The organism is Flavobacterium sp. 83, assembly GCF_000744835.1.
Lineage (GTDB): Bacteria > Bacteroidota > Bacteroidia > Flavobacteriales > Flavobacteriaceae > Flavobacterium.
The window spans coordinates 2,104,321-2,126,386 of the sequence record NZ_JQMS01000001.1 but is presented as its reverse complement, the minus strand read 5'-3'; the positions used below and the strand labels follow the sequence as shown (position 1 = coordinate 2,126,386).

Below are 22,066 nucleotides of genomic sequence, written 5' to 3'. Positions count from 1 at the left end.
AACTAAGCATCTAAATCTACTGTAGTTTGTGCTGCAATTTCTTTGTAAGTACCGTTTACTAATTTTTCACGAATAGCTTCAAAAGCTGTTAGTGTTTCGTCAATATCTGACAAAGTGTGAGGTGCAGTAGGAATAACACGCAATAAAATCATTCCTTTTGGAATAACTGGATAAATTACTATTGACAAGAAAATACCATAATTCTCTCTTAAGTCATTTACCATTACCATCGCTTCTGGCACGCTTCCTTCCAAATAAACTGGTGTAACGCAAGTATTGGTATCACCAATATTAAATCCTTTGCTTCTCAAACCATTTTGCAAAGCATTTACATTCTCCCAAAGTTTGTCTTTCAATCCTGGGTTATCACGCAACAATTGCAAACGTTTCAAAGAACCAATAGTTTGAATCATTGGCAATGCTTTCGCAAACATTTGAGAACGCAAATTGTATTTTAAATAATCGATAATGTCTTTATCGGCAGCCACAAAAGCACCAATATTCGCCATTGATTTGGCAAAAGTTGAGAAATAAACATCAATTCCATCTTGGCAACCTTGCTCCTCACCTGCTCCAGCTCCTGTTTTACCAAGAGTACCAAAACCGTGAGCATCATCAACCAAAAGACGGAAATTGTATTTCTTTTTCATTTCTACAATCTCCTTCAACTTTCCTTGCTGTCCACGCATCCCAAAAACACCTTCAGTAATAAAAAGGATTCCTCCTCCTTGTTCAGCAGCTAATTTTGTGGCACGTTGCAGGTTTTTCTCCATACTTTCAATGTCGTTGTGCTTATAAGTAAAACGTTTTCCGCTATGCAAACGAACACCGTCAATAATACAAGCATGTCCATCTACATCATACACAATAACGTCATTTCTAGTCACCAAAGCATCAATGATAGAAACCATTCCTTGGTAACCAAAATTCAATAAATAAGCCGATTCTTTCATAACAAAAGCAGCTAATTCATTCTCTAATTGTTCGTGGTATTTAGTGTGACCTGACATCATACGAGCACCCATTGGAGCAGCTGCACCAAATTCTAAAGCTGCATCCGCATCTGCTTTACGCACTTCAGGGTGATTTGCAAGACCTAAATAGTCATTTAAACTCCAGTTCAAAACCTCTTTTCCTTGAAATTTCATTCTTGGGCCTAAATCTCCTTCTAATTTTGGAAATACAAAATATCCTTCTGCTTGTGAAGCCCATTTTCCTAATGGTCCTTTATTGTTTTGAATCCTTTCGAATAAATCTTTTACCATAATATATTAAGTAATAATTTTAATTTTAAGAAGTTGCAAAAATAATTATTTAAATTTTATAATGGTATTGAAAGTAAATTTATTTTTCAGGAGCTATTTCCTGCTCTACACTATATCTTTTGTGCCGCCAAAGAAGATTGCTTAGTTCCTAGCAATGACGGCACAAAAGGATGCCGTTTCGATCAGGGCTAAAAAGCGTATTCATCAATAAACTTTGTATATTTGAATAAATATTTCAACATTAGAAATTTATGTCCCAAGATACAAAAGAATTAAAACTAGCCGTTCTCATTGATGCTGACAACGTCCCATACAGCAATGTAAAAGGAATGATGGAAGAAATAGCCAAATTTGGAACACCAACCACCAAACGTATTTATGCCGATTGGACCAAACCGAATGCCGGAGGATGGAAAAGTGTTTTACTGGAACATGCTATCACGCCTATTCAACAATACAGTTACACCGTAGGTAAAAACTCATCGGATTCAGCGATGATTATTGACGCTATGGATTTATTGTATTCAGATAAAGTGGATGGTTTTTGTATTGTTTCCAGTGATTCTGACTTTACACGTTTAGCAATTCGACTGAGAGAATCCGGAATGAAAGTCATTGGAATTGGCGAACAAAAAACACCCAATTCATTTATTGTCGCCTGTGACCGTTTTATTTATATTGAAGTATTAGATGGAGCCATAAAGAAAAAAGCAAAAAAACGTTCCGCTGACACTAAAAAACCTGTGGAGAAACCCATAGAAAAACCTGTTGAAAAATCATTAAACAAAATAGATGTAGACACCATAGAGCTTATCGAAACCACAATAGAAGACATTTGTGATGATGACGGCTGGGCATTTCTTGGAGATGTAGGTAATCTTATCGTAAAAAGAAAACCTGAATTTGACCCACGAAATTACGGCTTTGCAAAACTAACACCTATGCTAAAATCCCTTACCGATATTCTTGAAATCGACGAAAGAGAATCCGACAAAAAAGGAATCAAACACGTTTATGTGCGATTGCGTTTCAGCTAGTAAATAACTCAAATCATTTACCCTATTTATTATTAAAAAAATGAGACAAAAATTTTTCGTTTTAGGAATTACGGCCCTTATCATTACTTCGATTATCTATTTCTATTTTAATACAGGTCTAATCTTCATAATCCTTATAACAATACTGTTAATTATAGGTATAGCCAATAGCTCTCAACATAAACACGCCATTTTAAGAAATTTTCCTGTTTTAGGTTATTTTAGGTATTTATTTGAAACGATTGCACCCGAAATTCAGCAATATTTTATCGAGCGTTCCACAGACGGAAAACCATTTTCAAGAAATCAGCGAACTCTAGCTTATCAAAGAGCCAAAAACATTGATGCTACAACCCCTTTTGGAACACAATTAAATTTAAATCAATCGAGTTATGAAGGAATTAAACATTCTATTTTTCCTGCAAAAGTCAATGAAGAATTACCGCGAGTTTTAGTTGGAGGACCTGATTGTACGCAGCCCTATTCGGCTTCGTTATTAAACATTTCGGCTATGAGTTTTGGTTCCTTGAGTCAAAATGCTATTATGGCTCTAAATAAGGGAGCTCTCCAAGGTAAATTCTATCACAATACAGGCGAAGGTGGTTTGACTGAGTTTCATCAACAAGGTGGCGACATCACTTGGCAAATAGGAACAGGATATTTTGGTTGTCGCGATGACAGAGGTGGTTTTGACGGAGGCAAATTTGCTGAAAAAGCAAATTTACCAGAAGTAAAAATGATTGAAATTAAATTATCACAAGGAGCCAAACCAGGACATGGCGGCGTTTTGCCAGCTGCAAAAAACACAGTAGAAATAGCTAAAATTAGAGGCGTACAACCACATACAACGATACTTTCTCCACCTGGCCATGCTGCATTTTCAGATACAAAAGGATTAATAGAATTTATTGCAAAATTACGTTTGCTCTCTAATGGAAAACCAATTGGTTTTAAATTGTGTATTGGTGAAACCAGTGAATTTGAAATGATTTGCCAAGAAATGATTACTCAAAATTGTTTTCCTGATTTCATCACCGTTGATGGTGCCGAAGGTGGAACTGGCGCCGCACCACTTGAATTTGCAGATGGTGTAGGAATGCCATTTGAGCCAGCGCTTATTTTTGTAAATAAAACATTAGTGCGTTTTGGTATTAGAGACAAGATACGCATCATTTGCAGTGGTAAAATAATTTCCGGCTATTCCATTCTAAAAGCAGTTGCGCTTGGTGCTGATATGTGCAATAGTGCTCGTGGATTCATGTTCTCTCTGGGATGCATTCAAGCTTTACGATGCAACAACAACACCTGTCCTACCGGAGTTGCTGCACAAGACAAAATGTTAATCAAAGGATTAGTTGTGACTGATAAATCGGAACGGGTTTTTCATTTTCATAAAAACACACTACACGCCGCTAATGAACTCCTAGCTGCTGCCGGCAAAAAAAGTTTTGCCGATGTTGATATCAATATTTTTATGCGCGGCGATGAATTTACTCATCTATCTGATTTGTTTTTCCCAGATAATTTAAAGAATGTAACAAGACACTAAAAATAACAAACAAAAAAGGAGGGCGTTTATAGCCCTCCAATTGTTGATTCTGATTTACCATTATCTAACTTATACTTTAACTCGTATAGCTGACTATTGAATTATCATATCTTATTGCAAAATTGATATATTCAAGTAATTAATCAAAATCATACTCAAAGATACCATTTTATTCCATTATAAAACCTATAAATCAGACTTTTAACTAATCGTTAACGTATTAATTTCAATACTAAAATCATAATTCTTAACCAATTATTGCAGTTAAAATTAGTTTAGTAACTTTTAATAAAAATTGTTTCTAATAAAATTATATTAGAAAAATAGAAAATTACTGTTTTTAATATTTAGCAATAAAAAAGGAGGTCTTATACAGACCTCCTAGTTTAGATTTTGGTTTGTTGTTATCTACTGATACCTTTCGGTAATCGTGACTATCAAATACGCTTCTCTTTGCAGATAGACATATTCAAAAACAAATCAAAATCATACTCAAAGATAAGGTGAATTTTGGCTTAAACAATTCTAAAAAAGGAATTTAACCAATATTTAACGTATTGATTTTTAAAAACTTAAAAACAAATCCTATTCTTCCGCTATAAAAAAAATAGATAAATCAATAAAAAAATCAATCACTATACTTCATTGAAAACCACAAAAAAGGAGGCCTTTTAAAGGGCCTCCGATTGTAGATTTTGATTTACCATTTATCAACTCATACCGTTCAGCATGAAATGACTATTTGAATAAGCTTCTCTTTGCAGATGGTTTTACCCAAGTGATTAATCAAAACCACACTCAAAGATACATCTTATATTACTTAAAAATAATGCTTTAACTATTATTTAACCTATTCTTTTTCAGATAATTAAACTTAATAATAACTTATGATTCTCACATAAAAAATAAATCATTAGTATTAATAAATCAATTGGAACGCCATTGCTACAGACGTTCACAAATATCTAAAAAAATGTATCTTTACAGGATTATTATAAATTCTATAAAATGCAAATCGTTTTCGCTTCCAATAACAAAAATAAAATTCTGGAAATACAAAGTATGCTTCCTGAAACGATAAAAATTCTTAGTTTAGAAAGCATCGGTTGTCATGAAGAAATTCCTGAAACAGCAGAAACTATTGAAGGAAATGCCATTTTAAAAGCTAATTATGTTACCCAGAAATACGGTTTTAATTGTTTTGCAGATGATACTGGATTAGAAGTTACTGCTTTAAACGGTGAACCTGGCGTTTATTCTGCACGGTATGCCGGAGAACAACGTAATGCAGAGGATAATATGAATAAATTGCTGGAAGCCTTATCGGATAAGGATAATAGAAAGGCACAATTTAAAACCGTCATTGCTTTAAATTTAGATGGCAAACAGCATCTATTTACAGGAATTGCCAGAGGTGAAATTACATTAGAAAAATCAGGTAATCAAGGATTTGGTTACGATCCTATTTTCAAACCAGAAGAATATCAGGAAACTTTTGCCCAATTATCATTAGAAATAAAAAATAAAATTAGTCACAGAGGAAAAGCGACACTTCAACTTTTAGACTTCCTGAAAGCAAATAAATAAACTTCCACAATACAACATTTTTATAACAATATTTTCGGTTTTGAGCCATAATTTCACATTGATTTTATATAGAAAAAACTATAATTCGCAAATCAAAAACATAACTTTCTGATAATCAAATTACAATAAATCATTAAATCTTAAAATAGCATTAGTTTATATGAATTATAAACAGTAATTTTGCACCCTATTTTAAAAATACATATGAATAAATTTGAACAATTAGGATTGAGTGAATCGTTACTGAAGGCGATTTTAGATCTAGGATTTGAAAATCCGACCGAAGTACAGGAGAAAGCGATTCCCCTATTATTGGAAAAAGACACAGATATGGTTGCGTTGGCTCAGACAGGGACAGGGAAAACGGCAGCATTTGGTTTTCCAGTTATTCAGAAAATTGATGCCAACAACAGAAACACACAAGCATTAATTTTATCTCCAACACGCGAACTTTGTTTGCAGATTACCAACGAAATTAAAAACTACTCTAAATACGAAAAAGGTATTAATGTAGTAGCAGTTTACGGTGGAGCTAGCATAACAGAACAAGCGAGAGACATAAAGAGAGGCGCGCAAATTATTGTGGCAACTCCAGGAAGAATGCAAGACATGATTAACAGAGGATTGGTTAATATCTCTCAAATTAGTTTTTGTATTCTTGACGAAGCTGACGAAATGTTGAACATGGGTTTCTACGAAGATATCGTAAACATCCTTTCTACTACGCCAGACGAAAAAAACACATGGTTATTCTCTGCAACAATGCCTGCTGAAGTAGCACGTATTGGAAAACAATTCATGAAAGATCCAATTGAAATTACAGTTGGAGCTAAAAACTCAGGTTCTGCAACAGTATCTCACGAATTTTACCTTGTAAATGCTCGTGACCGTTATGAAGCTTTGAAACGTTTAGCGGATGCCAATCCAGACATTTTCTCAGTAGTTTTCTGTCGTACCAAAAGAGATACGCAAGCTGTTGCTGAAAAATTAGTTGAAGATGGATACAGCGCTGCTGCATTGCACGGAGATTTATCTCAAGCGCAACGTGATGGTGTAATGAAATCTTTTAGAGGGAGACAAATTCAAATGCTTGTGGCTACTGACGTTGCTGCTCGTGGAATTGACGTTGATAACATTACTCACGTAGTGAATTATCAATTACCTGACGAAATCGAAACGTACAACCACCGTTCAGGTCGTACAGGTCGTGCTGGTAAATTAGGAACTTCTATTGTAATCGTTACTAAAAGCGAATTGCGCAAGATTTCTTCAATTGAAAGAATCATCAAACAAAAATTTGAAGAGAAAACAATCCCTTCTGGAATTGAAATCTGCGAAATCCAATTATTACACTTAGCTAATAAAATTAAAGATACAGAAGTTGATCACGAAATTGACAACTATCTTCCTGCAATTAACAGTGTACTTGAAGGTTTATCGAAAGAAGAACTAATCAAGAAAATGGTATCGGTTGAATTTAATCGTTTTATCAATTATTACAAGAAAACTAGAGATATTTCTAATCAAGCTTCAGGTTCTGAAAGACGTGAGCGTGATGATAGAGATGGTGCTCCAAGAGAAAATAACAATGGTGGTGCAACAAGATATTTCGTGAACATAGGTTCTAGAGATAACTTCGATTGGATGTCATTGAAAGATTACTTGAAAGAAACATTAGACTTAGGTCGTGATGACGTTTTTAAAGTAGATGTAAAAGAAGGTTTCTCTTTCTTTAATACGGATCCGGAACATACTGACAAAGTAATGGAAGTATTGAACAACGTACAATTAGAAGGACGTAGAATCAATGTTGAAATTTCTAAAAATGATGGCGGCGGAAGACGTGACCATAACGGAAGAAGTTCTGGCGGAAGTTTTGGCGGAGGTCGCTCAGGCGAAAGAAGTTCAGCTCCAAGAAGAGAAGGTAGTTTTGCTCCAAGAAGAGAAGGTTCAGGTGGTGGATTCAGAAGCGATAGAAATTCAGCTCCTAGAGAAGGTGGATTCGGACCAAGAAGCTCATCAGCTCCAAGAAGAGAAGGTGGTTTTTCATCTGACAGACCAAGAACTGAAGGTTCATCTGACAGAGCACCTAGACGTTCAGAAAGCTTTGGTGATTCACCAAGACCAAGAAGACCAAGAAGAGACTAACATCTATTGTTAATTTTCTTATAATTATATACTGGAACTACAAAATATTTAATCCTCTTTTACTACTTTTAAAGTTTTAAATGAGTTTATGAAATATTTTGTAGTTTTCTTTTTTTTAGTACTATCTGCAACTGCATTTGCACAAGTCACAGAACCCTCCCAAAAAGTCAATGGTATCATTATCAACAACAGCACGAAACAGCCTTTGTCTAATGTAAACATTATCAATATCAATAAAGTAAGAGGAGCAACTACTGATTCGAGAGGATATTTCGAAATTGACGTACAACCAAATGACACTTTACACTTTACCAGTTTAGGATTTCAATCTTTAAGAGTCCGTGTTACTAATGACTGGATAAAAAACAAAAGTACCAAAATTCAACTTACCGAAAAAGCAATAGCACTAGAAGAAGTAATCATAAGACCTTTTAATCTAACTGGATATCTTGAAGTTGATTCTAAATTAATTCCAACAAAAGAAAACTACCGTTATAGTATTTCAGGACTGACACAAGGGTACGAGGCAGGTGAATATTCTCCAAATGCTTTTGGAAGAGTACTGGGTTCAATCTTTAACCCTGCAGATATGCTTTATAATTTCTTTGGTAAAAACCCAAAGGAACTCAAGAAGCTAAAAGAAATGAAAAAGGATGATACAGTTCGAAATTTACTTGAGTCTAAATTTGACAGAGAAACGATATCTGTACTTCTTGGCGTGGATAAAAATGAATTATCCGAAATTTTACAGCGTTGCAATTATTCAGAAGCTTTCATACAAACAGCAAATGATTTACAAATTATGGACGCCATAAGTGGTTGTTATGAAGAATATAAGATTCTAAAAAAGAAATAAAACATTCCGTTTTTATATAAATAAATTCAATCCTCAATTACAAAAGTAGTTGGGGATTTTTACTTTAAAATACTTAGATTTGAGTTTTAGCTTAAATTAACTAATCCAATAAACAAAATCCATGTCTAATATACCTTTTCAAGCCATTAATTGGGACAAAATAGAAAGAACAGAACATAAAGGAGAAACGGGAATAGCCTATTGGCAAACGATACAATTAGGAGGATTACGAATTCGAAAAGTTATTTATTCCGACGGTTATTTAGCAGATCATTGGTGCCAAAAAGGACATATTGTACACTGCCTCGAAGGTGATTTTATCAGTGAAATGGAAAACGGAGAACAAAAAAATTTATCTAAAGGAATGACTTATATAGTTTCTGATAATTTAAGTTCCCATCGCTCGATTGCCACTAATGGAGTTGAATTATTAATCATAGATGGTGATTTTTTGAAATAATATTAAAAAATAAATCAAAATATTATCTACATTTACTCACATCTAATTTAAAAAATTAAATAACTATATCATGGCAAAAAGTCAAGACGCTAAGAAAACCGTAAAAAAAGAACCTTTAAAAACGGCTAAAGAAAAGAAAGAAGAAAAAAGAGAAAAGAAAAATAGCCCTAAAAGAGACTAAAAAATTAGTGGTCAGTTATCCGTCGTTTAGTAGTTAGTTTTTACAACTGAACTCTTTTTTAAACTGAATACTGACCACTTTTTTCAATAACTGAATACTATTTTACAGGAATAGTAGCTAAAATTTCCAATACAAACTTCCAAAATTTCTGAGAAGAGGAAATACTTGCTCTTTCATCTGGAGAATGCGCTCCATGAATAGTTGGTCCAAAAGAAATCATGTCCATATCCGGATAATTAGTTCCCAGAATCCCACATTCTAGTCCGGCATGACAAGCCACAACTTTTGGTTTTTCACCGTTTTGTTTTTCGTAGATTGGAACTAAAACATCCAAAATTTCCGATTTAGAATTTGGTGTCCAGCCTGGATATGAACCTGAAAATTCTACTTCACACCCCATTAATTCAAAAGCAGAACGCAAAGCATTAGCCAAATCAAATTTAGATGTTTCCACCGAGGAACGTGTTAAACATTGTACCGAAAGTTGCCCTTCACCAAGTACTACCTTCGCTATATTATTCGAAGTTTCTACTAAGTTATCAAAATCAGCACTCATTCTGTAGACTCCGTTATGTGCAGTATACATCGCTCTCACAAAGTAAAACTGTGCAATTGACGGCATTACTTTAGCGGGAGTTACATCCATTTTTTCAAAAACAACTTCAAGATTTGGTTCTGTTGTTTTTAACTCTGCTTTGATTTCGTTTACAATTTGCTGCATGTCAAAAACAAAAGCTTCATCATAAACTTCAGCAATAATTACTTTCGCCTGACTTTCACGCGGAATCGCATTGCGTAAACTTCCTCCTTTTATTTCAGCAATTTGCAAACCAAAATTATCAAAACCATCAAACAACAATCGGTTCATAATTTTATTGGCATTACCCAATCCTTTATGAATATCCATTCCTGAATGTCCACCATTCAAGCCTTTCACAGTAATCGAGTATCCTACAGAACCTTCAGGAGTTTCCTCTTCATCATACTCAGCTGTAGCAGTCACGTCAATTCCACCTGCACAACCAATATCAACCTCATCGTCTTCCTCTGTATCTAAATTCAAAAGAATTTGCCCTTGCAAAATGCCTCCTTTTAAATTCAAAGCTCCTGTCATTCCAGTTTCTTCATCAATAGTAAACAAAGCTTCAATAGCAGGATGAGGAATATCAGTACTTTCCAAAATTGCCATTATTGCTGCAACACCCAGACCGTTATCAGCGCCAAGAGTTGTTCCTCGAGCACGAACCCAGTCTCCATCCACATACATATCGATTCCTTGCGTATCAAAATCAAAAACAGTATCTGCATTTTTTTGATGTACCATATCCAAATGTCCCTGAAGTACAATCGCTTTGCGATTTTCCATTCCTGGAGTAGCCGGTTTACGGATAATTACATTCCGAATTTCATCTTCAAAAGTTTCTAATCCAAGATTTGTACCGAAGTTCTTCATAAACTCAATGACTCTCTCTTCTTTTTTAGAAGGACGAGGCACGGCATTCAAATCAGCAAACTTATTCCAAAGTACTTTTGGTTCCAGATTTCTTATTTCTTGGCTCATTTATTTTTGTTTGAGGTTTAACATTTACAAGCACCAAAGTTACAAAGTTTAAATTCTTTTTCGATACTAATTGATATTGTAATTACCTTTGCATATTCAAAATTCATACTGTGAAACCAAAATATTTTCTTCCTTCGTTCCTTTTAATCCAAATGTTTTTTTTGCAGATTATTCCTTTTTTCCCAGAACAAGTGGAGCATTTTTACAGTAATGGTTTGTATCCAATTATCGCTAAGTCTTCGAGAATAATTTTTGGTGCGATTCCATTTTCTGTAGGTGATTGCATTTATTTTATTGTCATTTTCCTTATTTTGAAATGGTTTTGGAACAAAAGAAAATCTTGGAAACAAGAATGGAAAAACAACACCTTGGCAGTTCTCAGTTTTATTTCTGTTTTTTATTTTTTATTCCATATTCTATGGGCGCTCAATTACCACCGTGAACCACTTTTTGAAAAAATGGCCATTAAAAAAGACTATTCAGATACTGACTTATTGGTTTTTACCAAAAAACTAATAATCAAAACTAATGCTGTACAAGGTCAAATTACAAAAAACGACACTTTAAAAGTGGTGTTTCCTTACTCGCAAGAACAAGTTTTTAAAATGAATTTGAATGGGTATAAAAACTTATCGAACCAGTACTCCTATTTCACTTACAATCATCTAAGCACAAAGAAATCGATTCTCAGTTTACCATTAACTTATATGGGTTTTGGAGGTTATTTAAATCCGTTTACCAATGAAGCTCAGGTAAATGATCTTGGACCAATGTATAGTTTCCCTATGACTACTAATCATGAAATGGCGCATCAAATGGGATATGCCAGTGAAAGCGAATGTAATTTTATTGGTTTTTTAGCTTCCGTTAAAAATGAAAATTTATACTTTCAATATTCCGGTTACAGTATGGCTTTGCGTTATTGTTTAGCCAATTGGCAAGTTCGAAATGAAAAAATATTTAAACAACTACTAAAAACCGTTCATCCGGGAATTTTGAAAAACTACAAAGAAAGTGATGCCTTTTGGAAGCAATATGAAACCCCAATTGAAACCGGTTTTCATGCTTTTTACGATAATTTCCTGAAATTAAACCAACAAAAAGACGGTATGGAAGGATACAGTAAATTTGTGAATTTGATGGTGAATTATTATAAAAACAACAATAGGCTATAAACGTAAACCGATATAGCCTATTCCTATTTTTTTCTAATTATACTTTTTCAAGCAACAATCCTGTAGCGGTTAATCCAGGACCAAAAGCCATTGCAACAACTTTTGTTCCTGATTTTACATTTGGGTCATTTACAATTTCGTTAAAAATATGTGGGATAGTAGCCGAAGACATGTTTCCTTGGCGGCGTAATATCTCATAAGACCAACTGGCTTGTTCTTTAGACAATCCTATAGCATCGATAACATAGTCAATGATTTTTGGTCCTCCAGGATGTATTGCAAAATGCATGTTGGATTTTTGTTCGTCAAGATCAATATCCACTTTTTTGCAAAGTGCAGTCAAAAAAGGCTTTATATTTTTACGGATAAAAACGGGAACTCGTTTAGAGAGCGTCATCAAAAAATTATATTCCCCTAAATCCCAAGACATATCCTCTAATGAATCTGGTATAATAACCTCATGGGATGCCAAAATCCGAAGTCCTTTTTTCACAGGAAATAAATCATCTTCCATAAACGATTCCTCATCAAATAAGGAATATCCAATAAAACCATCCGCAAAAAGGGAACAAATCATGGTATTAGAATTAGAAAACTCAACTAGATTTAAATGGGCCGACAATAATTCAGTATGAACTATATCTACCCTGCCTTTAGTTTCACTAGCGCATAGTAAACTTCTACCCGTACGAATTGCAGGAAAAGCACCATAACACCCCATGTGATAAGAATGAGTAACCTGAACTGTATTCCAATCTCGCTCGATTACAGCTTCCTGAGCCACACTGGGAGAAGAATAACCGGAACAAGTAACATGAATTAAATTTTCAGGACTTGCAATTGTCTTGGAATAAAACTCGTCAAAAACATATCCCATTTTTCTTTTAAACCATTCCATTCGAACCTCTATTTTTGGTCCGTAAAGATTCCCAGGCTGTATTTCAAAACCTACAGGAAAATGATATTCAGAAGGTAAAGTAACATCCATTTCATTTTCGATAAAATGCTCTACCTCTTCAAAAATTAAGATCTGCCTGCTATTGATACTTTCTGAAGAAACGGAATATTTATCTACATGCTCAGATATAGACTCAAAACTTACCTGCTCAACACCATCACTTCCTGAAACATCCGTTTTTGGCAGGTTTTGAAAATGATAATAGAGAAATTTCGTGTACTGATTGAGCTTTGTTTGGTCTATTAATTTCCCCACTAAAATGGGATGAAAATTGGAAATAATTACATTTTTCATTAACTGTTTAACTTTGTTTAAAACAAAATTAATTCAAAACTCTTTTCAAAAACAATGAATAAAACAATGCTACCGGAATAAAACATTAAAACACTAGTAATCAATGATTTACAAATATTATAATTTTGTTAAAATATTGAAAATCAACACATTGTAAGAATGACTCTACATCAAAAAATAACTAATTATCAGGCCTGTAAGAATGGTATCACAACTTTTAATTATGGATTAATTAATGCATTTTTTTACACTTCATCACTCGTGAATGTTGTAAAACTTTTCTTTTTGTAAGGGCGTATAATCAATCGTCCTTCACGGTCAAAACGAATGTAGTTGTATACCCAATTCAAGAAAACAACAGCTTTGTTTTTGAATCCTATTAAGGAGAATAAATGCACAAACATCCATACAAACCAAGCAAAAACCCCACTAAAATGGTATTTTGGCAAATCGACTACAGCTTTATTCCGTCCTATGGTGGCCATTGCGCCTTTGTCATTGTATTCAAAAGCTTCCATGGGCTGTTTTCTAATTAATTTAATGATGTTTTCACCCAACAATTTTCCCTGTTGCATGGCGGGTTGTGCCATCATGGGATGTCCTTGCGGATAGGCTTCGGTTTCCATTGATGCTATATCACCAATGGCAAAAATATTGTCATAACCTACGACTTGATTGAATTCATTTACTCGAATGCGCTCTACTTTTTCAACAAGCGAATTACCATCTAATCCTGCAACTATAGCTCCTTGTACTCCAGCTGTCCAGATTACTGTAGCAGTTTCAAAAGTCAAATCAGAATTAGTACTTATGGTACGGCCATCATAATTTGTCACCCGAACATTTTTCCAAATTTTAACGCCTAAACTAATTAGAAATTTTTCAGCAGCTTGTGAGGACTCCTCACTCATTGTGTTTAGAATTCTATCACCACTTTGAATAAGATTTATCTCCATTTTGGCAATATCAAGATCGGGGTAATCTTTCTGTAAAATGGCTTTTTTCATTTCGGCCAAAGCACCTGCCAATTCTACTCCCGTGGGTCCACCTCCCACAAGTACAAAATTAATAAGACTATTTTGTTCGGCAATATCAGTGGTTAAAACCGCTTGTTCGAAATTTTCAAGAATAAGACTGCGAATATTGAGCGATTGCGGTATGGTTTTCATGGACATACTATTGCGCTCAATTTCTTTATTACCAAAATAATTGGTTTTGGAACCTGTTGCAATGACTAGATAATCATAAGAAAGCTCCCCAATTTCAGCTTTGATTTTTTGATTTTCGGTGTCAATTTCTTCTACATTAGTCAGTCTAAAATAGACATCATCGTATTCCTGGATTACTTTGCGGATTGGATACGCAATTGAACCTGCTTCAAGCCCACCTGTGGCCACTTGATATAATAAGGGTTGAAAAGTATGGTAGTTGTGTTTGTCTAAAAGAACAACTTGCACTTCCTTATCTTTTAGTTTTCTGGCCAATGCAAGTCCTGCAAAGCCTCCTCCTATAATGACTATTCTGGGTAAAGTTGAATGTGGGATGTTCATATTTATATCATATAATGAAAAACGAAGTTACTAAAGATATAAGAAAAAAGACTTAACTATCTTTAAATAAAAACGAAGTTCAAATAGATTAATACATAGCAAAAATATTAGATTTAATTCTCATTGTATTTTTTTATTACTACTTTAGCTACTTATTTAATCTTAAAAGACAATAAAAATTTACTTTATGAAAAAAAGAATTACAATTGCAGCAGTCACTTTATCAATGTTAATGTTATTAAACAGTTGTGGCGTTATGTTTGGCGGAAGCAGATATGAGGGTACAATCATTGCTAATGGACATCCAAATGCTCAAATTTACGTTGACGGACAAAAGATGGGTAACGGACAAGTAACTGCATTATTCCCAAGAAACAAATCTTTAAATGTAGAATTGAAAGAAGACGGTTGCGATGCTAAAAAGCAAACATTTAATAATGCTTTTAGAACAGGAAATTTTATACTTAGCGTTTTCTCATTTGGAATATTAGGTATTGGAGTAGATTTAGGAACTGGAGCAGCATACAAACCAGATCACAGAAACAATCCTGCAGTTCAAAAAGTTACTGATAAAAAATATACTTTTAATGTAGATTATTCTGATTGCAAAAAATAATCCTTAATTCCTTTAAAAAAGTCCTTTATGAAATTTTCACAAAGGACTTTTTTTTAAAATAAAACAGAATATATTACATTCCATTTTATGAAAAAGTTCTTAAAAAAACTAAACGTGTAAATTAGCCCCGATGGAAATGGAAATCCTTTCTAGTACTGACTTTTTCAGGATTAGAAAGATTGCAATGTACAGCGGGACGAGTAGCTATTGTAAATTGAAAAGTTTGTGCTACCAGAAAAAAAGTGCTACTTTGTAACAAAATCTATTTTTGGATTACTAACGTATGTATGAGTGATAATCTAGAGCATTCTTTTGTAAAGCAATTGCAGGCAAATCAGAATATAATCCACAAAATTTGTAGGTTGTATACTAATGGCGATGATGCACACAAGGATTTGTTTCAGGAAATCACGATACAGTTATGGAAAGCATTTCCAAAATTCAGGGGCGACAGTAAATTTTCTACATGGGCCTATCGAGTCGCCTTGAATACAGCCATTACTTTATACCGAAAAACTAAACGCTCCATAAATACTATTGAATTCGAGGCAAGACAGCATTTTACTCATGATATTGAATATAATTATGAGGAAGAAGAACAGATAAAGCTTATGTATAAGGCGGTTTATCAGCTGAATGATATTGAAAAAGCGTTGGTTTTTATGTACTTGGAAGATAAAGATTATACCGAAATAGCTGAAACATTAGGAATTAGTGAAGTAAATGCAAGGGTGAAAATGAACAGAATAAAAGGGAAATTAAAAAAAATATTAAATCCATTAGGAATATGAAAGAGCTGGATTTATTAAAAAAAGATTGGCAGAAGAATAACGATTCTTTTACGCCTGTTTCAGAAATTGAGATTTACAAAATGATTCATAAAAAGTCCTCTTCAATTGTAAGATGGATATTGATTATCAGCATTTTGGAAATTTTATTATGGACATCGATTAGCTTATTTTTTAATTCGGATGATTATTTAAAAAAGATCAAACACGATGAGCTAATCAAATATTTTGAAGCATTAACCCTTTTTAATTATGGTGTGATATTGGTTTTTATTTACTTATTTTATAAAAACTACATACAGATTTCTACAACTGTTTCTACTAAACAGTTGATGAAAGACATCCTGAAAACAAGAAAAACAGTCCAATGTTATGTAGGGTATAATCTTGGAATGATCGTTTTTAGCTTGATTATAGGTTTTTTAATTGCTTTTAATTACAATCCTGATGTTACTATTTTAAGAGACAAGATTGCCAATGATGGAAAAATTATGGCTATAACTATAGGCATACTACTTTTGACTATTGCTCTATTTTTTGGTATATTCTGGTTGTTTTACAGGTTATTGTATGGAATCCTATTGAGAAGATTGTATGCTAATTATAAGGAATTGAAAAAGATAGATCTTTAAGACAAAGTTAATATTCCCATTGTCTTAAACGGTTCAATTCTTCCTGAGCTTTTAATTCTTCGGCTGGAATTACTTTTAGAAACGAAGGATGTTGTTCAATAGCATATTCAATTTTTTCAACAATTGTATCAATTGTATCATTTTCGTAATCAATATCTAACGGTTCTTTAATAATAAAAGATTGAAGAATTCCTTTCTTCTTCATACGCAGTCCCTTTTTATCAAAAGAACGACGGAAACCATCAATTACTATTGGCACAACTATAGGTCTGTGTTGCTTTATAATATGTGCTGTACCTTTACGAACTGGCTTGAAAGACTTGGTTGTTCCTTGCGGAAAAGTAATTACCCAGCCATCTTTTAGAGCTATTTTAATATTTTCAGTATCATCAGGATTCACATCTTTTTTTCCTTGAACATCAACACCTTTTTCTCTCCAAGTTCGTTCTACAGAAATTGCCCCGGCATAAGCCATAATCCTGGGCAACAATCCGGCTTGCATAGTTTCTTTTGCAGCTACGTAATAAATATTCATCTTTGGCTGCCATAAATAACAAACATTCTTAATGGTGTCGTCACGACCGCTAAGGCTGGCGTTAAAAACATGAAACATCGCCACCACATCGGCAAAATAGGTTTGGTGATTTGAAATAAAAAGCACATTAGTATCCGGTAAATTCCTGATAATCTCAGAACCTTCAATTTGTAATTCATTAAATCCTCTATAGCGTCTATGCGTAATACCTCCGAAAATTCGGATTAACCATTTTTTTATAAATAATATATGTCCAAAAGGATTTCTCTTAAACAATCGCATAAAATTGTGTGTTTTTTTGTGAATTTGGATTACAAACTTACGAAATTTATATTTGAAGTTAGCAGTAGTTTTTTTAGAGGAATTAAATTGAAAAAAATTGGAATGAGAACTGCTTTTTTAACCTATAACCTGATTTAAAACATCTTTTAATTCACTCAACATCATTGCTGTAGCCCCCCAAACAATATATTCTTCAATTTTGAAAGCCGGAACCTTTATTTTACCCGCATAAGAAGTAACCATTTCGGCAGTGGTAATAATTTCATCACTCAAAAAAACAGATAACGGCAACTCGATAATACCTGCTACTTCATTAGGATCTGGAACAAACCGAATCTCATCCCTGCTAATTCCTAAAAAAGGATATACCATAAAATTACTTGGTGGAATATACATTTGAGTAAATGGCTTGATAATTTCTATGTCCCTAGGAAGAATTCCTATTTCCTCATGGGTTTCCCGTAAAGCCGTATTTGCAAAAACTTCATCTTCAGTTTCAAACTTACCACCAGGAAATGCGATTTGGGAAGAATGGGTTCCGTCATACGAACTTCTTACAATCAGCACTAAATGTGTCTGTCCCTTTTTTGGATAAAACAACATCATGACAGCGGCTTTCCTTGATTTTTTAGTATCAAAAGCTCCATTTTTCAAAGCATCAATTCTTTCAAATGGCGCCATTTTAATATGCGCTTCAAATGCAGGAAGTCTTGCTTGAGCAAAATCAGGAACATATTTTAAAAAATCTTGAAAATCCATAATCAAAGTCTATTTTTGCATCTCAAAAAAGATCTTATAAATATAGTTTAGAAAATAATGCTTCGCAAATTTTCTAAATCAAATTCAAATAAATAAATGTACAGTAAAGAAGAAACTCAAAAATTAAAACGAGAATTCTGGGTGACTTTCGCAGAAAAACACCCTCGAAAATGGATGCTATACGACACCAAAATAAAGGATTTCTCATTCAAATTTTACGTAGACAATAAAAAGGCTCAAGTTTTAATCGACATTGAACATCGAAATGATGAAAAACGAATTGCCTATTTTGAAAAAATAGAAGCACTGAAAAACATTCTGGAAGACGAATTCATCAAAGATTTGGTTTACGAAAAAGACTATACCCTTGAAAACGGTAAAACTATCAGTCGCATTTGGGTTGAAAAACTAGGAGTCGGCGTTAGCAATCGCAACTATTGGGATGAAATATTTGACTTCTACTATGAGAAAATGAATGCTCTGGAATTATTCTACATGGAATACGATGAATTCATTAAAGATATTGAGAGAATTTAGGGCGTGACCCGTTGAAAAAACGGGTCGGGCTGTACGTTACAAGTCCTCGCTCTTCCTTTGTCAGGCTGTGGGCTTTTCACTTCCATCCCTCACGCAAAAGAGCAAAATTAGAATTCTATTTTTTTACCAAATTCAAATTGACATAAAAAAATCCGCTTTAAGCGGATTTTTTATTTACATATTAAAGATATTATAAACTACAATTCTGTCATCATAATTGATGTACAATTGCTTCCTATTGTCTTGTTTCTTTCGGGTAATGATTGATAGTGTACAATTATCACCATTATTGTCTTTACACGTAAACGAATAAACAATATCAGTATCGTTTTCTTCAGTGGCTTGATAATCGACAATTTCAAACAATTGAATAATTTGGGAATAAATTACAATTCTGTTTTTATTAGTGTCTAATGTGACTAAAATATTAACCAAATCTAAATCAGACCATTTCCCCCACTTTCCATTTTCCTTTTTTTCTAAAACGCTAAAACCTGAAGTCTTAAACTTATAATTTTGGCTATAGGAATAGTGTAGTCCAAAAACCATAAAAAGCAATATTGTAACTATTTTTGTTTTAGGCATCTTCATAAATTAAAAATCAAAATTCTTTACTTCTTTAATTGCCATTTCAAAATCGGACATCATTTCTTCTACAATAACTGAAACTGGTTTTATCTCGTGAATCAAACCCGCAACTTGACCTATTTCTAATTCTCCTTCGATTAAATCTCCTTCAAACATTCCACGTTTTGCTCTGGCTCTACCTAATAAACCAATTAAATCATCTTTTGTTGCGCATTGTTCATACAAATGCTGAACATCTTGATAAAATTTATTTTTAATTAATCGAACAGGAGCCAGTTCTTTCAATGTCAATTGGGTATCGCCTTCTTTTACATTTACAATTGTTTCTTTGAAGTTTTCATGTGCAGATGATTCCACCGAAGCGGCAAATCTACTACCCACCTGAACTCCATCGGCACCTAAAACCATTACTGCAAGCATCCCACGACCAGTAGCAATACCTCCCGCAGCTATTAACGGAATCTTGATTTTTTCTTTCACCATTGGAACTAATGTAAGTGTTGTCGTTTCCTCTCTGCCGTTATGTCCTCCGGCTTCAAATCCTTCGGCAACAACAGCATCAACACCTGCATCTTGTGCTTTTAATGCAAAAGTGGAACTACTTACTACATGCACTACAGTTATCCCATTTCCTTTCAAATACGAAGTCCAAGTTTTTGGGTTTCCAGCCGATGTAAAAACGATTTTCACACCTTCTTCAATGATAATTTTCATTATTTCTTCAATGTTGGGGTACAACATCGGCACATTTACTCCAAAAGGTTTTGAAGTGGCTTTTTTACATTTTTGAATGTGTTCCCGAAGAACTTCAGGATACATAGAACCCGCACCTATCAAACCTAAACCTCCGGCATTACTAACTGCGCTTGCTAGTTTATAACCGCTGTTCCAAATCATTCCGCCCTGAATAATTGGATATTTAATCTTGAACAGTGCTGTGATTTTATTCATTTAGCATTAGTGGTATTAACGTTTTATAATTTTTCCGCTATTGAAAAAAGAATTTGATTCCACTTTATACAAGTACATTCCTTTACTCAGTGTTTTCAAAGAAATACTGGCCGATTGTACCGTAATTTCCTTATCCAATACTTTTTGACCTGAAATAGAATAGATGCTAACCATAGCTCTATCCTGTCCCACAGGCAATAAAATAGTAATAAAATCAGTCGCCGGATTTGGATAAACTACAAAGTCATCCTTAGAAAAAGTGTTTAATGATAACGCATTAGTCACCGCTAAATTAAAATCTGGAATACCATAACCATATTGATTATTTGGTGTTGCAAATCGATCTGCTGATTTTAATAACAACTGTCTTATTTCGACATTGGTTTTACTTGGATTTGCTTGCCACAAACAAGCAACCATTCCTGCCATAATAGGACTGGAAAAAGAAGTACCATCTGCATATACAGTATTCCCTAATTCATCAGACAAAACTACTGATTTTCCTTGAGCCATAACATCTGGTTTTATTCTCCCGTCAGACGAAGGCCCGATGGAACTGAATGAAGCCAATGACTCAGATGCATTTACTGCTCCTACTGCAATTACAGATGCTGCATCGGCAGGCACAGCGATATATGGATTAGATGTGCCTGCTGAATTACCGGCTGCTGCCACTACAATCATTCCTCGGCTAAATGCAATTTCAGCTCCACGAGATATAAAAGCGGTAGCTCCGTTCATTTCACTATATGTATGACTATACGCAGGATTATCATATTCAAAATAACCTAAAGAAGTATTTATAATATCAACACCCAAACTATCTGCTTTTTCTGCAGCTTCTACCCACAATGATTCTTCAACAGGATTTTCAGAAGTATCATCTTCAGTAATAAATAAATAATAAGAAGCATCAGGTGCTGTTCCTACTAATGAATTTTCTTTATAGCCACCCATTGCCGAAAGTACCGATGTTCCGTGATAAACTCCAGTATAAAAATCGGGATTTCTCAAAACAAAATTATAGCCTCCTAAAATCTGATTATTATCTCTTAATCTTTGAAAAGGCTGTGTTGTATTAACTCCAGGAAATCCTGCATCTAAAACAGCTATTATTTTTCCGGTACCTGTATAATTCTGTTGATGTAATAATTGCCCATTAAGCATCTGGATTTGATTTGCTGATGTCCCGTAAGCGTAATTAATTTTGGTATTCTTGCTTTTAGTAACCTTTTTTATTTTGGATAACTTCGCAATTTTTCCTACTTGATTGAGTGATTTATTTGCAAAATCAACTTTACTGACAAAAGAAAACGCTGTCAATGAATTTATAATTGCCTGATTTCCGCGAACATGAATAGCATTCATCCATTTAGATTTTGCCATAACCGAAATTCCAGCAACCGCTTTAATCTGATTGATGTAAGACGCATCTATGGGAATATCTTTAGCATCCAGTACAATATTTTGAATCGTTCTTCTATCCAATGCCCTTTGGGAAAGCATTTGCAAAGGCGAATCAAAATAAGGCTGAGCACTAGGTTTGGCATTGAAATATACCCAAGCATCTTCTTGAGCAAAGCCAACCGAAGTAATTAATAAAAAAAGGAATAAATAGAATTTTCTCATAGTTAACTTTATTTTTTAAGCCCTAAACACTTCAAGTAATACCAAGATTGATTACCCGTAAAGTTTTTATTGACATTCTTAAATCATACAAATTGTCGTTTTTTAGTTCTTCTTACAAATAAGACACT

The 22,066-nt window shown here is 33.9% G+C and carries 20 protein-coding genes; 11 read left to right on the top strand and 9 right to left on the bottom strand.

The annotated features are described in order from the left end of the window. Positions 1-2 precede the first annotated feature (2 nt). A complete protein-coding gene (locus T410_RS09365) occupies positions 3-1,265 on the bottom strand; it encodes a pyridoxal phosphate-dependent aminotransferase family protein (protein ID WP_035670891.1) in 1,263 nt (420 codons plus the stop codon). A 251-nt stretch (positions 1,266-1,516) separates the two neighbouring features. Between T410_RS09365 and T410_RS09360 the strand changes: the two genes are divergently transcribed. The 6 genes from T410_RS09360 (at position 1,517) to T410_RS09335 (ending at position 8,902) form a co-directional block, all read left to right on the top strand. Beyond that, positions 1,517-2,302, top strand: coding sequence for an NYN domain-containing protein (locus T410_RS09360; protein ID WP_035670888.1), 786 nt, complete (start codon positions 1,517-1,519; stop codon positions 2,300-2,302). 40 nt (positions 2,303-2,342) lie between these two features. Then, positions 2,343-3,851 carry an FMN-binding glutamate synthase family protein gene (locus T410_RS09355; protein ID WP_035670886.1) on the top strand — a complete coding sequence of 503 codons (1,509 nt, stop codon included), beginning with the start codon at positions 2,343-2,345 and terminating at the stop codon, positions 3,849-3,851. A 1,008-nt stretch (positions 3,852-4,859) separates the two neighbouring features. Further along, on the top strand, positions 4,860-5,438 hold the full coding sequence (locus tag T410_RS09350; protein WP_035670885.1) for a non-canonical purine NTP diphosphatase: 579 nt from the start codon (positions 4,860-4,862) through the stop codon (positions 5,436-5,438). Between the two features lie 204 nt (positions 5,439-5,642). Continuing rightward, a complete protein-coding gene (locus T410_RS09345) occupies positions 5,643-7,586 on the top strand; it encodes a DEAD/DEAH box helicase (RefSeq protein WP_035670882.1) in 1,944 nt (647 codons plus the stop codon). 88 nt (positions 7,587-7,674) lie between these two features. Next, complete coding sequence (locus tag T410_RS09340) at positions 7,675-8,442, top strand: carboxypeptidase-like regulatory domain-containing protein (protein ID WP_035670881.1); 768 nt, start codon at positions 7,675-7,677, stop codon at positions 8,440-8,442. Between the two features lie 121 nt (positions 8,443-8,563). Then, positions 8,564-8,902, top strand: coding sequence for a DHCW motif cupin fold protein (locus tag T410_RS09335; protein ID WP_035670876.1), 339 nt, complete (start codon positions 8,564-8,566; stop codon positions 8,900-8,902). Between the two features lie 278 nt (positions 8,903-9,180). Here the strand turns inward: T410_RS09335 and T410_RS09330 are convergent, their stop codons facing one another. Next, positions 9,181-10,644: an aminoacyl-histidine dipeptidase gene (locus tag T410_RS09330; RefSeq protein ID WP_035670874.1), complete on the bottom strand. Its 1,464-nt coding sequence runs from the start codon at positions 10,642-10,644 to the stop codon at positions 9,181-9,183. Positions 10,645-10,754: 110 nt separating this feature from the next. Between T410_RS09330 and T410_RS09325 the strand changes: the two genes are divergently transcribed. Next, positions 10,755-11,819, top strand: a complete 1,065-nt coding sequence (locus tag T410_RS09325) for a DUF3810 domain-containing protein (protein ID WP_035670872.1) — start codon at positions 10,755-10,757, stop codon at positions 11,817-11,819. A 37-nt stretch (positions 11,820-11,856) separates the two neighbouring features. Here the strand turns inward: T410_RS09325 and T410_RS09320 are convergent, their stop codons facing one another. After that, a complete protein-coding gene (locus T410_RS09320; RefSeq protein ID WP_051929382.1) occupies positions 11,857-13,071 on the bottom strand; it encodes a 3-oxoacyl-[acyl-carrier-protein] synthase III C-terminal domain-containing protein in 1,215 nt (404 codons plus the stop codon). A 245-nt stretch (positions 13,072-13,316) separates the two neighbouring features. Continuing rightward, on the bottom strand, positions 13,317-14,621 hold the full coding sequence (locus T410_RS09315; RefSeq protein ID WP_035670869.1) for an NAD(P)/FAD-dependent oxidoreductase: 1,305 nt from the start codon (positions 14,619-14,621) through the stop codon (positions 13,317-13,319). A 187-nt stretch (positions 14,622-14,808) separates the two neighbouring features. Between T410_RS09315 and T410_RS09310 the strand changes: the two genes are divergently transcribed. The 3 genes from T410_RS09310 to T410_RS09300 all read left to right on the top strand — a co-directional run bounded on the left by T410_RS09310 (position 14,809) and on the right by T410_RS09300 (position 16,657). Further along, complete coding sequence (locus tag T410_RS09310) at positions 14,809-15,237, top strand: hypothetical protein (protein WP_035670866.1); 429 nt, start codon at positions 14,809-14,811, stop codon at positions 15,235-15,237. 287 nt (positions 15,238-15,524) lie between these two features. Beyond that, a complete protein-coding gene (locus T410_RS09305; RefSeq protein WP_035670864.1) occupies positions 15,525-16,028 on the top strand; it encodes an RNA polymerase sigma factor in 504 nt (167 codons plus the stop codon). After that, complete coding sequence (locus T410_RS09300; protein WP_035670862.1) at positions 16,025-16,657, top strand: hypothetical protein; 633 nt, start codon at positions 16,025-16,027, stop codon at positions 16,655-16,657. Before T410_RS09305 ends, T410_RS09300 begins: the two co-directional genes overlap by 4 nt. 7 nt (positions 16,658-16,664) lie before the next feature. On the opposite strand, the gene T410_RS09295 is transcribed toward T410_RS09300, so the two are convergent. Together T410_RS09295 and T410_RS09290 are read right to left on the bottom strand one after the other, a co-directional pair. Beyond that, complete coding sequence (locus T410_RS09295; RefSeq protein ID WP_035670860.1) at positions 16,665-17,474, bottom strand: 1-acyl-sn-glycerol-3-phosphate acyltransferase; 810 nt, start codon at positions 17,472-17,474, stop codon at positions 16,665-16,667. A 117-nt stretch (positions 17,475-17,591) separates the two neighbouring features. Then, positions 17,592-18,233: a CoA pyrophosphatase gene (locus tag T410_RS09290; protein ID WP_035670858.1), complete on the bottom strand. Its 642-nt coding sequence runs from the start codon at positions 18,231-18,233 to the stop codon at positions 17,592-17,594. 96 nt (positions 18,234-18,329) lie between these two features. Here T410_RS09290 and T410_RS09285 point away from each other — a divergent pair, with 96 nt between their 5' ends. Beyond that, positions 18,330-18,770 (top strand): DUF4268 domain-containing protein, encoded by a 441-nt coding sequence (locus T410_RS09285; protein ID WP_035670857.1) that lies wholly within the window; start codon positions 18,330-18,332, stop codon positions 18,768-18,770. A gap of 174 nt (positions 18,771-18,944) precedes the next feature. On the opposite strand, the gene T410_RS09280 is transcribed toward T410_RS09285, so the two are convergent. Genes T410_RS09280 through T410_RS09270 form a run of 3 tightly spaced genes read right to left on the bottom strand, consistent with a single transcriptional unit; the run spans position 18,945 to position 21,938 of the window. Further along, complete coding sequence (locus T410_RS09280; RefSeq protein ID WP_035670856.1) at positions 18,945-19,355, bottom strand: hypothetical protein; 411 nt, start codon at positions 19,353-19,355, stop codon at positions 18,945-18,947. A gap of 9 nt (positions 19,356-19,364) precedes the next feature. After that, positions 19,365-20,309 (bottom strand): nitronate monooxygenase family protein, encoded by a 945-nt coding sequence (locus T410_RS09275; protein ID WP_035670853.1) that lies wholly within the window; start codon positions 20,307-20,309, stop codon positions 19,365-19,367. A 15-nt stretch (positions 20,310-20,324) separates the two neighbouring features. After that, positions 20,325-21,938 (bottom strand): S8 family serine peptidase, encoded by a 1,614-nt coding sequence (locus tag T410_RS09270; protein WP_035670851.1) that lies wholly within the window; start codon positions 21,936-21,938, stop codon positions 20,325-20,327. Positions 21,939-22,066: the final 128 nt, after the last annotated feature.

What these genes read in the sequence shown, in the direction of transcription:
- T410_RS09350 (WP_035670885.1), top strand. Translation starts at nt 4,860, where the DNA reads ATGCAAATCGTTTTCGCTTCCAATAACAAAAATAAAATTCTGGAAATA.
- T410_RS09335 (WP_035670876.1), top strand. Translation starts at nt 8,564, where the DNA reads ATGTCTAATATACCTTTTCAAGCCATTAATTGGGACAAAATAGAAAGA.
- T410_RS09355 (WP_035670886.1), top strand. Translation starts at nt 2,343, where the DNA reads ATGAGACAAAAATTTTTCGTTTTAGGAATTACGGCCCTTATCATTACT.
- T410_RS09305 (WP_035670864.1), top strand. Translation starts at nt 15,525, where the DNA reads ATGAGTGATAATCTAGAGCATTCTTTTGTAAAGCAATTGCAGGCAAAT.
- T410_RS09320 (WP_051929382.1), bottom strand. Translation starts at nt 13,071, where the DNA reads ATGAAAAATGTAATTATTTCCAATTTTCATCCCATTTTAGTGGGGAAA.
- T410_RS09345 (WP_035670882.1), top strand. Translation starts at nt 5,643, where the DNA reads ATGAATAAATTTGAACAATTAGGATTGAGTGAATCGTTACTGAAGGCG.
- T410_RS09310 (WP_035670866.1), top strand. Translation starts at nt 14,809, where the DNA reads ATGAAAAAAAGAATTACAATTGCAGCAGTCACTTTATCAATGTTAATG.
- T410_RS09290 (WP_035670858.1), bottom strand. Translation starts at nt 18,233, where the DNA reads ATGGATTTTCAAGATTTTTTAAAATATGTTCCTGATTTTGCTCAAGCA.
- T410_RS09280 (WP_035670856.1), bottom strand. Translation starts at nt 19,355, where the DNA reads ATGCCTAAAACAAAAATAGTTACAATATTGCTTTTTATGGTTTTTGGA.
- T410_RS09285 (WP_035670857.1), top strand. Translation starts at nt 18,330, where the DNA reads ATGTACAGTAAAGAAGAAACTCAAAAATTAAAACGAGAATTCTGGGTG.
- T410_RS09275 (WP_035670853.1), bottom strand. Translation starts at nt 20,309, where the DNA reads ATGAATAAAATCACAGCACTGTTCAAGATTAAATATCCAATTATTCAG.
- T410_RS09295 (WP_035670860.1), bottom strand. Translation starts at nt 17,474, where the DNA reads ATGCGATTGTTTAAGAGAAATCCTTTTGGACATATATTATTTATAAAA.
- T410_RS09300 (WP_035670862.1), top strand. Translation starts at nt 16,025, where the DNA reads ATGAAAGAGCTGGATTTATTAAAAAAAGATTGGCAGAAGAATAACGAT.
- T410_RS09340 (WP_035670881.1), top strand. Translation starts at nt 7,675, where the DNA reads ATGAAATATTTTGTAGTTTTCTTTTTTTTAGTACTATCTGCAACTGCA.
- T410_RS09270 (WP_035670851.1), bottom strand. Translation starts at nt 21,938, where the DNA reads ATGAGAAAATTCTATTTATTCCTTTTTTTATTAATTACTTCGGTTGGC.
- T410_RS09315 (WP_035670869.1), bottom strand. Translation starts at nt 14,621, where the DNA reads ATGAACATCCCACATTCAACTTTACCCAGAATAGTCATTATAGGAGGA.
- T410_RS09330 (WP_035670874.1), bottom strand. Translation starts at nt 10,644, where the DNA reads ATGAGCCAAGAAATAAGAAATCTGGAACCAAAAGTACTTTGGAATAAG.
- T410_RS09360 (WP_035670888.1), top strand. Translation starts at nt 1,517, where the DNA reads ATGTCCCAAGATACAAAAGAATTAAAACTAGCCGTTCTCATTGATGCT.
- T410_RS09365 (WP_035670891.1), bottom strand. Translation starts at nt 1,265, where the DNA reads ATGGTAAAAGATTTATTCGAAAGGATTCAAAACAATAAAGGACCATTA.